The following is a 13,578-nucleotide window of genomic DNA, read 5'->3' on the forward strand; positions in this document are numbered from 1 at the left end:
ATGCTTGCGTTAGCTGGGCTCTTTATCCGACGGGTAATCGTTGTCACGTGTTCGGGGGGCGCTTTGTTCTGGTCGTTGATGGCGTCGGCTTCTTGCTCTTGGGGCGGAGCGTCGTCACCGAATGCCATTACTTCACCCATCGTTTTCCAAACCGCAGGTTTTAAGATGTTGGCGAACAAACGCTGGTATAACGATTCCCGTCATCCCGTCGGAACGTATATGGGAATGTCTTTGACAACCGTAACAGCATCTCTATGTAGCAACCTTCGAGAGCTGAAAGGGCAGCAAGCGGCCGTTGTTTACGCCCCCCCATTGAATGCAATACGGACTGGATCCGGATTTCGAATACCGACTAATGCTGCGGGTGTTGCCATTGAAATAGAGTTTCCGAACGGGACACCCGAGGCGGCCGGAGGCATCTATCTTACTGCCAGCGCAGGGAATGTCGGTAACACTGGCGCTCTCATATCCCCCAAACTCACTATCCCTGTAAAACTGTCAGTGGTTAAAACCGGCTCATTTGCCAATACTTCCGGCGACTCCAGTAAAGGCGAGATTACCGTTGCAGGCGGACTGGGTTGGTTCACCTATCGCGGAGTTCAAAATCCTAGCTTAGTTTCAGCGGCTCAAGATCAACTGTTGATGCCTGCCCGTTATGGCGGCAGCGGGGGAAATAACATTACCTTTCTCGGAATGGCCAGTGCGCCGAGCTGCGAAATTTTGGGGTTTGACAAAATCCCCCTGAACTCAGGGACTAGAATTATCTCCATGTCGCCGGTGAGCACATCTGCGTTTCAGGGCATCGGACCGGTCGAAGCGTCGTCCAAGTCTCATCAATTCAGGTTTTCCTGCAAAGGGGTCGAGGATACCAAACCTGCCGTTTCTTTTAGTGCAACGTACCCACTTAATAAAGGGGCGGAGGGTGTCGGTATGCCTGAAGCCGGCAGCGATATCGGCATACAACTGCTTCTGGATGACGTGCCAGTAAAGTTTGACGTTGCATCGAAAGCGTTACTTTGGAACCTGACCCCCCTCAGTAACGATGTTACAGACCCGTTTTACGGGGTTCTTAAACAGCAGGGTTGGATTTGTAAGAAAAATTGTGATGCAGAAATGACTGGCCCCAACTGGGAGAACAGCGGCGCTGCTTCGGGTAACAATGATGGTCTGGGTGCGACGGTTACTTTTAAATATTATCAAACGACCGCGACTACGCCTCAGCCAAGCACTTTCTCGGTTCCGTTTACCGTAACGTTAGATGTGCTTTAGTTCGGCGTTTTATTTAGGTTTATAGGTTTACTTTGCAAATGGATTTGCAGGAGTAGCGAAGATGGATCTTGGCTCATGTAGTTCGGTTGGTAGGTTTTCCGGATTTCTTTTTATCTGCTTCATCTCACATTCTCCTAGCTTGTTTGCCGGCTGCGATTGGTCAAGTGCAAGCGCTTGCGTCAGTAGCTCTGTGGCCTCTCGGGATATAGTGTAAGAGGCGCCCAGTTATCGGATGTTATTCAATCGTTCATGGCGTGAGGATTCTCGCTTTCCTGCTGGCTCCTTATTAGCGCTAGAAACGGTGACGCTCAGCGCCCGAATGTGCAGCGACTTGTACGAGCTAAGCGGCAAACTTCTTGATGTCATTTATTATCCTCCTGCTAACTCCAGTGCCCGCGGCTCGGGCTTTATGGTGCCGAGCAGTGCCGATGGCGTTTCGATGTTTGTCGAATTTCCGTCTGGAAGCGTCCGTGCCGGTGCCGTCCTGCTTGCCACCAGCAGTGAAACGGTTCGTCCGGGTGGACAACTACTGCTAAATCAAACAAGCATCCCTCCAGTCCCATTCGGTTGAGCTCGGTGAAGACGGGACCATTTTCCGGCGATACAGCTAGTGGCGTCCATTTTCCTCAGGGTGTCGGTTTCATTAAGTACTTCGCCGCCGGCCAGGTGGAAACGTCGGCGGTTGATAACCAACTCGTAGTCTCTGGGTTACTGAATCCCGCTGTCGCAAACGATGTTAGCCGTCTCGCCAACGCTAGAAGTCCTGCATACCAAGCCCACGATTCAAGTGCGGCAGGCATGAACGCTCTGTCCACGATTCGGTTAGCCTCGCTACCAACAACTTCCTTCCTTGGTCCTGACGCAACTGACTTTGCATTGCTCCGGCAGCGCTTTTATTTAGTTGTGACGCCGCTTTGGATAGCACCGTTTCTGTATCGTTTACGCCGGTTTTCCACTCAACAATGGCGTCGACGGTGTAGGCATGCCGTCCGAGACGAGCGATGTCGGCGTGCAGATCCTGCTTAACGATTCGCCAGTGTTATTGGGACAAAACTCGCTCGCATTGCCTTGATCTCCTGTTAGCTATGACGCGCAGGGCCGAGACTACGTCGACCCGGCTTCAGGCACCGTCTCTTCCTCACATGGTCATTATTGCCGGGCGGATTGCGGGGACCATATGGCCGGTTCGAACTGGTTCGACGGTGGGCCTGCGTCGGGAAGTAATCGTGGGGTCGGCGGCGCGTTGTTGACGTTCAGGTACTACCAAACCACCACCGACACCCCGGCTGCGCAACAGTTTTCCGTACCGTTTACTATCAGCCTGTACGTGCATTAATGAGCCCAGCCGTTGCTGTTCGGCGCAACGCACGTTTTGAAGGTCTTCTGCTGTCACCCACTCCGGAGGTTTACGTTGCGTCGATTTTTATTGCTGGGGGCGTTTTTTGGTTTCACTGGCGTCGCGTTAGGAGCCTTTGCAGCGCACGGCCTCAAGGCCACGCTGTCGCCCGAGTACCTGGCGATCTTCCAGACGGGCACCCATTATCAAATGCTGCATGCCCTCGGGTTATTGGCTGTGGCCCTCTTGGCGCCGCATCTACCGAGTCGCTCCCTAAGTGCGGCAGGCTGGTTATTTGCAACCGGCAACGTGTTGTTTTCCGGAAGCCTCTACTTATTGACCCTGACCGGGATGACGAAGCTGGGCATTGTTACGCCGTTTGGCGGCGTGGCTTTTCTCGGCGGCTGGTTTTGCTTCGGGCTCGCGGCCTGGCGCAAACCGGGCCGATGAGCGAAATGAGACAACCTGACCGCGGCGTCAATTGTGAGACGAATGGCGTGCCTTTGCCTTGGTCGGCGCTTGCGTTGGGGCTAGAATGCCGGCCCCCTCACTTTTGTGATTGCCTGTTATGCGCATTCAGTTGAATGGTGAACCTTTCGAAATGGCTGACGGCCAGACCGTTGCGGACCTGCTGGTACGCTTGGATCTCACCGGTCGGCGCGTTGCGGTCGAGCTCAACCTCGACATCGTGCCCCGTAGTCAACATGGCGAAACTGTTTTGCACGAAGGCGACGCGCTGGAAGTCGTGCACGCCATAGGCGGCGGTTAACACGTTCGCTTCCGACTGTCGCCCACCCGATTAGCGTTACTGCATGAGGATTTTCGATGAGCCAATCTCGCACCGATAAGCCGTTTACCCTGGCCGGACGCACTTATCAGTCTCGCCTGCTGGTGGGCACTGGCAAGTATCAAGACCTCGATGAAACCCGCCGCGCCATCGAAGCTTCAGGCGCCGAGATCGTGACGGTGGCCGTGCGCCGCACCAACATCGGCCAGAATCCGGATGAACCGAATCTGCTCGATGTCATTCCGCCAGATCGTTACACCATTCTGCCCAACACCGCCGGCTGCTACGACGCGGCAGAAGCCGTGCGCACATGCCGTCTGGCGCGTGAGCTGTTGGACGGTCACAAACTGGTGAAGCTGGAAGTATTGGCTGATCAGAAAACCCTGTTTCCCAACGTCATCGAAACCCTCAAGGCCGCCGAAGTGCTGGTTAAAGATGGCTTCGACGTGATGGTTTACACCAGCGACGACCCGATCATTGCGCGCCAGCTGGCCGAGATGGGCTGCATTGCTGTCATGCCGCTGGCGGGGCTGATTGGCACGGGGCTAGGCATCTGCAACCCCTATAACCTGCGCATCATTCTTGAAGAAGCGAAGGTTCCGGTGCTCGTCGATGCCGGCGTCGGTACGGCCTCCGACGCTACCATCGCCATGGAACTCGGTTGTGAAGCCGTGCTCATGAACAGCGCGATCGCCCACGCGCAAAACCCGGTGCTGATGGCCGAAGCCATGAAGCACGCCATTGTGGCTGGGCGTATGGCGTATCTCGCCGGGCGCATGCCGAAAAAACTCTATGCCAGCGCGTCTTCGCCGCTGGATGGTCTGATCAAGTAAGAGCCAACATGACTGAACCGTTAGATCCCCAGGCTGACGTCCAAGACGAAGCCCCAGCCGATACGCGCAAGCACCGCGCAATCAAGAGCTTCGTGATGCGCGCTGGCCGCATGACCGAAGGACAGCAGCGTGGCCTGGACATCGGCAAGCCGCTGTTCGTGCTGCCGCTGGCGGACGACTTTGTGGATTTCGATCAGGTGTTCGGCCGCTCGGCGCCGCGCACTCTGGAAATCGGTTTTGGCATGGGCCACTCGCTGCTGGAGATGGCCGCCGCTGCGCCCGAGCAAGACTTCATCGGCGTCGAAGTGCACCGTCCCGGTGTCGGCGCGTTGCTCAATGGCGTGTTGACCCAGGACCTGAAAAACCTGCGCGTGTATGACTGCGATGCGATCGAGGTGCTCAAACGCTGTGTCGCCGACGCCAGCCTGGACCGCCTGCTGTTGTTCTTTCCGGACCCTTGGCACAAGGCGCGTCACCATAAGCGTCGCATCGTGCAGCCTGAATTCGCTGAGTTGGTGCGGCAGAAGCTGAAGGTCGGCGGCGTGTTGCATATGGCCACCGATTGGCAGCCCTACGCCGAAGTGATGCTGGAAGTGATGCAAGCCGCCCCCGGTTACCGCAACCAGGCGGCAGACGGCACTTATGTGCCGCGTCCCGAAGAGCGTCCGATCACCAAATTCGAGCGCCGCGGCGAACGGTTGGGGCATGGCGTGTGGGATCTTAAATTTGAGCGTCTAGACTGATCGATAAATGCCCTGGGCTGGCGGCAGTTAACGCCTACCGCCAGCCTGGAACATGTTGAAAGCGTGCTGCACCGTTACTAAACCAGACCGGCCCAAGCCGGCTACCTCACCACAGCAATACGCAAGACTGGCTGGATAAATAATAAAGGTGGCGCGTTACCGACTCGCCCCAAGGAGAAAGTCTGTGTTGAGAAGTATTGGAGTACTGCTGCTCGCGATGTGTGCAGTGAATGCATACGCCAAAGTCGACGCGGTTCAGGCCAACCGGCTGAATGGCGACCTCACCCCGCTGGGCGGCGAACGCAAAGGTAATGCCGCCGGCACGATTCCCGAGTGGAACGGCGGTCTGGCGCAGCCGATTCCTGGCTATAAGCCCGGCATGCACCACCCCGACCCGTATGCCAACGAGTCTGCGCAATACACGGTCAACAGCAAAAACGTCGCGCAGTACCAAGCGCAACTGCCGGTCGGTTTGAAGACATTGCTGGAAACCAATCCCGATTATTACCTGCGCGTATTCCCGACCCACCGCAGTGCTGCGGCGCCGCAACGCATCTACGACGCTACCCGCTACAACGCCAGCAACGCCGAACTGATTTCCGGCGGTAACGGCGTTCAAGGCGCAGCCTCCGGCATCCCTTTCCCGATGCCACAAACCGGGCAGGAAGCGATCTGGAACCACGTGATGCGCTACCGGGGCGAGCAGATTCACTTCGTCACCAACCAGGCTGCGGTCCTGTCCAACGGTGCGTACAACCTGCTTAAGCTCGACCGTGACATCTATTTCCGCTACGGCCGTGAAGGTGTGACCCCGTCGGATCTGGACAACACGTTGTTCTTCTACAAATACAGCGTGGTCGCCCCTGCCAAGCTCGCCGGGTCGGCGTTGGTGGTGCAGGAAACGCTTGATCAGGTGCTGTCCATCCGTAAGGCGTGGCGTTTCAACCGGGGCGAGCGCCGCGTGCGTCGTCTGCCGATGCTGGCCTTCGACACGTTGCAGCCAGACACCAACGGCATGGCCACCGCCGACATGGTCGACTCCTACAACGGCGCGCCGGACCGTTACGACTGGACGCTGGTAGGCAAGAAAGAAATGCTCGTGCCGTACAACAGCTATGCGGTGCACCAGAAAGGCATTCCGTACGACATGATTCTGCAAGCCAAGAGCATCAACCCCGAGTTGTTGCGCTACGAACTGCACCGCGTGTGGATCGTCGAAGCGTCGCTGCGCAAAGGCTTCAGCCACCCGTACGCCAAACGTCGCTTCTACCTCGATGAAGATAGCTGGCAGATCCTGGCGGTAGACCTGTACGACAAGGACGACAAGTTGGTCGGCCTGCAGGAAAGCCACCCGATCAGCTATTACGATGTGCCGATGTTCGGCAGCACGCTGGAAACCATTTATGACTTCGCCGGCAAGCGCTACTTCGCCGATGGTCTGGATAACAATGAAATCATGTACGACTTCAACGCCAAGCTCGGCCCAGGTGACTTCACGCCGCAGGCGCTGCGCCGCGAAGGGAATTGATTGATGGGCTGCTCGCAGCCCGCTCTGAAATAGCGTGACGTTTAAAAGAATCGCGGCTGAAACCGCTCCCACAGAGGCTGGATTGTGTGGGGGCGGGGTCAGCCGCGATTTTTTATGGGCGACCGTTAATCCACCAGCACCGCGCCCACCAGGGTTGGCTCCGGCAGTGACGACGGCGCGGGGCTAATTTGCAGGTACTTGATGCTGTCACGCGGAATCATCAGCAGGTCGCCGTTAACGGCGATGCTCAGGAACGGTGACTCGAGTTGCTGACGTAAGGCGCGAGCAATCACCACCGGATCGTCGCTTTGTTCGGGGAAGCGCATGATCAAGCGCTGCCCGTCCTGGAAATACAGATAAAGATGTTTGAGCGCTTTCATAGCCCTGCTCCTCTGCTGGCTGCCGCATGGTCGCCAGGCGGAAGCCGGCTTAGTTGCGGTCGGCGATCACGCCGATGAGGAAGAAGACTAGTAGCAGAACCGGCGCCAGGGTGTAGTTATTGAAGTAGCCAAGACCCTTGGCCACCCACGGCGTGAGGAAGATCATCGCCAGGCCGTAACCGACCGCGCAGATGAGCACGAACAGCAACGTACGGAAAATAAAATTCAGGCCGCCGATACGTTGCTGAATCCAGGTGTTGATCCCTGGACCAAACAGCACCAAGACGGTGGCCATAATCGCCAGCGAAATGTCGTAAAGATGGCCGCGAGTCCAGCGCGAGACGGTGGCGATCAGGTCGAGAATCAGGTCCATCTGGTGTCCTTAGCCCAGCGGGGCGTCGAAGTCAGGGCAAAAAATACTGCAGCAGGTCGTTGAGAAACAACTGACCTTCAGGCGTCGCCACCAGCCGGTTTTCGTCGGCGACCAGCAGGCCTCGCTGTTGTGCTTGTTCACGGGCTTTAGCTAACGCTGCCAGGGGCAAACCGGTGCGCTGGCTGAACAGCTCGGCCGCTACGCCATCAGTCAGGCGCAATGCGTTCATCAAGAACTCGAACGGCAGTTCCTCGGCGGTTAGCGCCTTGGCACCGGCTTGGAAATTTTTTGTCGGGTCGAGGTAATCCTTGGGCAACCGCGTTTTCCAGGTGCGCAGTATCTGCCCGTCCGGGCTGCTCAGTTTGGCGTGAGCGCCCGCACCGATGCCGAGGAAATCGCCAAAGCTCCAGTAATTCAGGTTGTGCCGCGCACGCTTGCCGTCTCGGGCGTAGGCCGACACTTCGTACTGCGCGAAGCCGTGCTCGGCCAGCAGCGCCAGACCGGCTTCCTGGATATCCCATAGCGTGTCGTCCTCGGGCAGCGTCGGCGGCTGATTCCAGAACACCGTGTTCGGCTCCAGCGTCAGCTGGTACCAGGACAAATGCGTCGGCGACAACGCAATGGCCTGACGTAAATCGCTTAAAGCATCGTCCAGCGACTGATCCGGCAGGCCGTGCATCAAGTCGAGGTTGAAGTTGTCGAAGCCGGCGTTACGCGCCATGTCGGCGGCGCGCATGGCTTCATCGCCGTTGTGGATACGGCCGAGTGCTTGCAGCTTGGTCTGCTGGAAGCTTTGCACGCCGATGGAGAGCCTGTTGATACCGAGCTGTCGGTAGGCGCGAAACTTGTTCTGTTCGAACGTGCCGGGGTTGGCTTCCAGAGTGATTTCGATGTCGGTCGCAAAGCGGATGCGTTGCTCGACGCCTTCGAGCAGTCGCCCCAATGCATCGGCGCTAAACAGGCTGGGCGTGCCGCCGCCGAAGAAAATCGAGGTCAGCTCACGGCCGTGGGCCAGCGGTAAATCACGCTCCAGATCCGCCAGCAGAGCGTCAACGTAGGCGACTTCCGGCAACTCCGGGCTCGCAGTGTGAGAGTTGAAGTCGCAGTACGGGCATTTGCGCACGCACCAGGGAATATGGATGTACAACGCCAAGGGCGGCAATTGCAGGAGGTTGCCGTTATCTAACGAACCTTGATCAGCGGCGCGCGGAAAGATCAGCCCGCCTGTGGTGTCGTTCATGCCAGGCCCAGACGCTCGCGCAGCAATGCCATGGCGCGGGCGCGGTGGCTCAGCTGGTTTTTCTCGGCGGGGGTCAGCACGGCGCTGGAGCAGTTGCGTTCCGGCACCCAGAACAGCGGGTCGTAGCCGAAACCATGTTCGCCCTCGGCTTGTTCAAGAATGCGCCCATGCCAAAGGCCTTCGCAGATGATTGGCAGCGGGTCGTCGGCATGACGAACCAGTGCCAGGCAGCACACGAACTGCGCGGTTCGTTTTTCGGCCGGTAGGCCTTGAAGGGCGAGCAGCAATTTGGCGTTGTTCGCCGCATCGCCCTGGCCATCGGCATAGCGTGCCGAATAAATGCCCGGCGCGCCGCCCAGGGCATCCACCGCCAGGCCGGAGTCGTCGGCTAGCGCCGGCAGGCCGGAAACTCGCGCGGCGTTGCGGGCCTTGAGGATGGCGTTTTCGATAAACGACAAGCCGGTCTCTTCCGGCTCGATCTGACTGAACTCACCCACCGAGCGCACCTGCACGGCGTCGCCGAGCATGGCTTGCAGTTCCTTCAGCTTGCCGGCGTTGTGGCTGGCCAGAACCAGTTGGCTGAGGTCAAACGTGGCGTTGCTCATTTGTCGTCCGGGAAAAATTCTTGGTTGAAATCGAGGCTGTTCGCCGCGCCTTCGCCGACTTGTACCGTCAGTTTGAAACGCAGCACTTCCCGTTGTTCAAAGGGGAATTGCGCCAGGTAGTAAATGGCACCGCTCTCGGTAACCTGCTTGAACTCCAGCGGCCGCGCTTTGCCCAGCAGGTCAGTGACCGTGCCGGTGACGTTGGCGGCGCTGGCTTTGCCGGCCTTCAGTACGGCGACGTTGAGCACGCCAAGGGTTTTGCTGCGGGTCAGGCCAGCGGCGGCGGCGATGTCGGGTTGCAAAAAGCCGGAGTTGAAAGCGTTGTAGTGCACATCCAGCTCCCCAAAGCTGACTTTGCGTTCGGCCAGCACTGGCAAGGCCAGGCAAATACTGAGAAGGAAAAGGGCGAGGCGACGCATGGGAATTCTCCTGAAACGAGGGCGGATCAAACGGCGATGCGGTGTTCCTGAACGCCAGGTCCGCTGACGCGATAGATGCCGATTTCACCCAATAGATTAGGCCACATACGGCTGGCCCAGCTGTGTCGATGCAAGTGGTCGACGGCCAGGCGGTCGAGCACCTTTACGCTGCGCTCAAGGCACAACGCTTCAAAATCTTTAAAGGTGCAGAAGTGAATGTTCGGCGTGTTGTACCAGGTGTAAGGCATGAAGTCCGACACCGGCATGCGACCGTTGCGCGCCAGGTAATAGCGGCAGCGCCAGTGGCCGAAGTTCGGGAAGGTAATGATGCACTGGCGCCCGACGCGCAGCATTTCTTCCAGAATTTTGTCCGGGTACTGCACCGCTTGCAGCGCCTGGGTCATGACCACCACATCGAAGCTGTTGCTGGCAAAGTTGCCCAGCCCCAGGTCGAGGTTTTGCTCGATGACGTTCACGCCTTTGGTGACGCACTGAGCGATGTTGTCGGGGTCGATCTCCAGCCCGTAGCCGGTTACCTGTTTATGGTCGCGCAGCCAGGCCAGCAGTTCGCCGTTACCGCAGCCCAGGTCGAGCACGCGGCTGCCGGCGGGTATCCAGTCCTGGATGATTTCAAGATCGGCTCTCACGACAATCCTCAGAGGCTGATGCGGTTCATGTAACCGCTGAATGCTTGCAGGTAACGCGGGATGGGCATCAGGAAGGCGTCATGGCCTTGCGGCGCATCCACTTCCAGGTAGCAAACGTTTTTGCGTGCTGCCATCAGCGCATCGACGATTTCTCGCGAGCGGGCTGGTGAGAAACGCCAGTCAGTGGTGAAGGAAATCACGCAGAAGTCTGCTTTGACGCCAGCCAGGGTTTTTGCCAGATCGCCGTCGTGCACGGCGGCAGGATCGAAATAGTCCAGCGCCTTGGTCATCAGCAAATACGTGTTGGCGTCGAAGCGGCCAGAGAACTCTTCGCCCTGATAGCGCAGGTAGCTTTCCACCTGAAACTCAACGCTGTGGAAGTCGTAATTGAGCTTCTCGCTCTTGAGCCCGCGACCGAATTTTTCGCCCATGGCGTCATCGGACAGATAGGTGATGTGCCCGACCATGCGTGCCAGCATTAGCCCGCGTTTGGGAATGACGCTGTGCTCCTGGAAATGGCCGCCGTGGAATTCCGGGTCGGACAGAATGGCCTGACGCGCCACTTCGTTGAAGGCGATGTTTTGCGCCGACAGCTTGGGCGCCGAGGCGATGGCCAGGCAGTGACGAATGCGATCCGGGTAGCTGATAGCCCATTGCATCGCCTGCATGCCGCCAAGGCTGCCGCCGACCACTGCTGCCCATTGCCCGATGCCCAGCCGATCAGCCAACAGCGCCTGGCTGTTGACCCAATCTTCCACGGTTAGCACCGGGAAGTCCGCGCCGTAGGGTTTGCCGGTCGCCGGGTTGATGCTTGAGGGCCCGGTAGAGCCGTTACAGCCGCCAAGGTTGTTGAGGCTGACGACAAAAAAACGGTTGGTGTCGATGGCCTTGCCCGGGCCGATGCAGCTGTCCCACCAACCGGGCTTGCGCTCATCGGCGCTGTGGAAACCGGCGGCGTGGTGATGCCCTGACAGGGCATGGCAAATGAGGACGGCATTGCTGCGGGCTGCGTTCAGTTCGCCGTAGGTCTCGTACACCAATTGGTACTGACCCAGGCTGCGGCCGCACGCCAAGGCCAAGGGCTCGGCAAAGTGCTCGACTTGCGGCGTAACCAGACCAACGGAGTCTTCGGGAAAGGCGGTGGGCATCGACCCTGCTCTCGCAAAAAGGAGGCGCCAGTCTAAAGAGCACCGTCCCGTGCGGCAAGCAGCGTGGCGGCCGGCTAAGCCCCTGAATTGTCATGGCAAAACCGGCGGCTGAGCGCCGGTGATTACTCGCTCGTCTGCGCCTGACGAGCCGAGGAGGGCAGCGTCACCACTTTGCCTTGGCGCGAAATCGGCGCGGGGCGGCGCAGCGTGCGCAGCATTTCGTTGGCCTGGCTCAGTTGCAGCTCCAGCCCTTTCATATAGCCCAGCATTTGCTGGCTGCGGGCGCGGGCCTGTTGGGTGTTCTGCGCCAACGATTTAAGCCGCAGCATGTGGGTTTCCAGCAGCTGCTTGTGTTCCAGCGTGTGCTGCATCAGCGGCATCAGCGCGTCGGCGGCCCACTGTTCCACTTCGCGGCGCAGGCGTTGGTGCAGGCCGATGACTTCCTGTACCAAGGTAGCGAAGAAGCGGCGGGTCACGGTGCGTTGTTCGGTGAGCAGGGTGCGCAGGTGCAGGCGGAACTGGTCGGCTTTGCCTTGCAGCCCTTTGAGCTCGCGTTGGTAACGCTTCACGTTGAACTGCGGGGCGTCCACGCCGTTCAGCGGGTTCTCTTCGTTATGGCGACGGTAAATGGCCGAGACCATTTTGTTGGCCATCTCAACTTCCTGGCCGAGGTTGGCGAGGTCGTGGTCCACGGAGCGGAAGAAATGCAGAATCGCCTGGTTGATGCCCAGCGTGGTCCAGCTTCCGGTGAGGTTGGTGCGCACCTTGTTCAGGTGCTCTTCCAGGCGCTCGGAGCGGGCGGCGTTGCGCAGCAGGTCACCCTGGCGCTTAAGCAAGCGTTGGTTGGTTTTTAAACCCAGCAGGCGACGGTGGTGTTGGCTGTGGTCGTCTTTGGTTTTGGCAGTCAGTTCGAACAGCAATTGGCCGTTGTCGTGCTGATGGTTGGCCAGCAGCGCTTGCTGCTCGCGCACTTTCTCCAAACGCAGGTTGAGCACGTGTTGGCTGTTTTGCAGCAAGGCCAGCACTTGGTTAACCACGCGATCCTCAAGCAGCCGCTCTTTCTGCGCCACGATGCGTTCGCACAGCAGGTTTTCCAAGTGGCCCAACTGGCTGCGTTCCAGCAGCGGTTGGTCTTTGCGCACTTTGGCCAGCAGCGCCTGCTTGGCGGACAGCGGCAGCACGTCTTCTATGCCGATGCCGAGTTGTTTGGCCGTGGCGCTCTGAATCTGGCTGATGGCGTTCTGCACAAACGCCTCGCCAGCGAGGTCGTCCCACAATACGTCGATTTTGTTCAGCACGGCGAACAGGCTGCTTTGGGTTTCTTCGTCGAGCTGGCGAATGTGGGTTTGCCACACGGCCATGTCGCTGGCGGTGACGCCCGTGTCTGCCGAAAGCAGGAAGATGATGGCCTGCGCGCTTGGCAGCATCGACAGGGTCAGTTCCGGCTCGCTGCCTAACGCGTTGAGGCCGGGCGTGTCGAGAATGCGCAGGCCCTGGCGCAGCAGCGGGTGGTCGAAGTTGACGATGGCATGGCGCCAGGCCGGCACCAGAACCTGGCCGGGTTTGCCGGCGCTTTCGAGCATATCCGGGTGGAAGCCCAGTTGAATGGCCTGCTCGACCGCCATGGGTTTGGTCTTCGCCACTTGGGTGAAGGCTTGCACCATGTTGTCGGGGTCGGTGATGTCTAGCGGAATATTCACCCAGTGCCGTGGGATGCGCTTGAACTGCGCGACGCTGGCGTCTGTCATGCGCGTTTCAATCGGCAGCAGACGGATGTAGGAACGCTCCGAGCGTGGGTCAAAAAACAGCTCGGTCGGGCACATGGTGGTGCGTCCGGCGTGAGACGGCAGCATGCGCTGGCCGTATTCGGAGAAAAACAGGCTGTTGATCAGCTCGGTTTTGCCGCGAGAAAACTCGCCGACAAAGGCCAGGGTGATGTGATCGGTGCGCAGTGTGCGCAGGGCGCGGTCGAGCTTGGCTTCAACGGCGTCGGTGATGAGGCGGTTAGTGGCGAGCCAACTGCGGTAGCGGGTGATTTCCCGAACCAGTTCGCGCTTCCAGCCTACGTATGCACTGACTTGTTGGCTGAGACGTTCCATGCTCATTCCTGCACTCCTGTGGGCAACGCATCCTGCGACTGGTTTTTAGCGATGATCGGCGTGGTCAACAGTGGCGGCAAGCGCCGAGGCGGCACGCTGTGACGGGTGCACGCTAGAGTGGCAGCTTGCCACTGCGGGGCATTATGCGGGAAGCATCCTACGCGTCAATCA

14 protein-coding genes are annotated in these 13,578 nt (G+C 58.8%); 6 read left to right on the top strand and 8 right to left on the bottom strand.

The features are described from left to right. From ACZZ0Q_RS00500 to ACZZ0Q_RS00525, 6 genes are all read left to right on the top strand, one after another. A complete protein-coding gene (locus ACZZ0Q_RS00500) occupies positions 1 to 1,269 on the top strand; it encodes a hypothetical protein (RefSeq protein WP_463560197.1) in 1,269 nt (422 codons plus the stop codon). 1,411 nt (positions 1,270 to 2,680) lie between these two features. Continuing rightward, the gene (locus ACZZ0Q_RS00505; RefSeq protein WP_463540464.1) at positions 2,681 to 3,055 is read left to right on the top strand and encodes a DUF423 domain-containing protein; all 375 of its coding nucleotides are present in this window, start codon (positions 2,681 to 2,683) and stop codon (positions 3,053 to 3,055) included. A gap of 118 nt (positions 3,056 to 3,173) precedes the next feature. After that, positions 3,174 to 3,374: a sulfur carrier protein ThiS gene (gene thiS, locus ACZZ0Q_RS00510; protein WP_122492123.1), complete on the top strand. Its 201-nt coding sequence runs from the start codon at positions 3,174 to 3,176 to the stop codon at positions 3,372 to 3,374. A gap of 56 nt (positions 3,375 to 3,430) precedes the next feature. After that, the gene (locus tag ACZZ0Q_RS00515; protein WP_122452972.1) at positions 3,431 to 4,225 is read left to right on the top strand and encodes a thiazole synthase; all 795 of its coding nucleotides are present in this window, start codon (positions 3,431 to 3,433) and stop codon (positions 4,223 to 4,225) included. A gap of 95 nt (positions 4,226 to 4,320) precedes the next feature. Further along, complete coding sequence (gene trmB, locus ACZZ0Q_RS00520; RefSeq protein WP_241000495.1) at positions 4,321 to 4,968, top strand: tRNA (guanosine(46)-N7)-methyltransferase TrmB; 648 nt, start codon at positions 4,321 to 4,323, stop codon at positions 4,966 to 4,968. Between the two features lie 184 nt (positions 4,969 to 5,152). Then, the gene (locus tag ACZZ0Q_RS00525; RefSeq protein WP_463540463.1) at positions 5,153 to 6,496 is read left to right on the top strand and encodes a DUF1329 domain-containing protein; all 1,344 of its coding nucleotides are present in this window, start codon (positions 5,153 to 5,155) and stop codon (positions 6,494 to 6,496) included. 125 nt (positions 6,497 to 6,621) lie between these two features. On the opposite strand, the gene ACZZ0Q_RS00530 is transcribed toward ACZZ0Q_RS00525, so the two are convergent. The 8 genes from ACZZ0Q_RS00530 to ACZZ0Q_RS00565 all read right to left on the bottom strand — a co-directional run bounded on the left by ACZZ0Q_RS00530 (position 6,622) and on the right by ACZZ0Q_RS00565 (position 13,413). Continuing rightward, positions 6,622 to 6,876, bottom strand: a complete 255-nt coding sequence (locus tag ACZZ0Q_RS00530; RefSeq protein ID WP_463540462.1) for a hypothetical protein — start codon at positions 6,874 to 6,876, stop codon at positions 6,622 to 6,624. A gap of 49 nt (positions 6,877 to 6,925) precedes the next feature. Next, on the bottom strand, positions 6,926 to 7,249 hold the full coding sequence (locus ACZZ0Q_RS00535; protein ID WP_122492118.1) for a DUF3392 domain-containing protein: 324 nt from the start codon (positions 7,247 to 7,249) through the stop codon (positions 6,926 to 6,928). A gap of 31 nt (positions 7,250 to 7,280) precedes the next feature. Beyond that, positions 7,281 to 8,489 carry a radical SAM family heme chaperone HemW gene (hemW, locus tag ACZZ0Q_RS00540; RefSeq protein ID WP_463560199.1) on the bottom strand — a complete coding sequence of 403 codons (1,209 nt, stop codon included), beginning with the start codon at positions 8,487 to 8,489 and terminating at the stop codon, positions 7,281 to 7,283. Next, positions 8,486 to 9,094, bottom strand: coding sequence for an RdgB/HAM1 family non-canonical purine NTP pyrophosphatase (gene rdgB / locus ACZZ0Q_RS00545; protein WP_463540460.1), 609 nt, complete (start codon positions 9,092 to 9,094; stop codon positions 8,486 to 8,488). Before rdgB ends, hemW begins: the two co-directional genes overlap by 4 nt. Further along, entirely contained in the window at positions 9,091 to 9,513 is a 423-nt protein-coding gene (locus ACZZ0Q_RS00550; protein WP_463384185.1) for a DUF4426 domain-containing protein, read from the bottom strand. The genes rdgB and ACZZ0Q_RS00550 overlap by 4 nt, the downstream gene beginning before the upstream one ends. A gap of 26 nt (positions 9,514 to 9,539) precedes the next feature. Then, complete coding sequence (metW, locus tag ACZZ0Q_RS00555) at positions 9,540 to 10,160, bottom strand: methionine biosynthesis protein MetW (protein ID WP_122492114.1); 621 nt, start codon at positions 10,158 to 10,160, stop codon at positions 9,540 to 9,542. A gap of 8 nt (positions 10,161 to 10,168) precedes the next feature. Then, positions 10,169 to 11,308, bottom strand: a complete 1,140-nt coding sequence (gene metX, locus ACZZ0Q_RS00560; protein WP_463540459.1) for a homoserine O-succinyltransferase MetX — start codon at positions 11,306 to 11,308, stop codon at positions 10,169 to 10,171. A 122-nt stretch (positions 11,309 to 11,430) separates the two neighbouring features. Next, on the bottom strand, positions 11,431 to 13,413 hold the full coding sequence (locus ACZZ0Q_RS00565) for a dynamin family protein (RefSeq protein WP_463540458.1): 1,983 nt from the start codon (positions 13,411 to 13,413) through the stop codon (positions 11,431 to 11,433). Positions 13,414 to 13,578: the final 165 nt, after the last annotated feature.

The organism is Pseudomonas sp. AC070, from assembly GCF_979258635.1.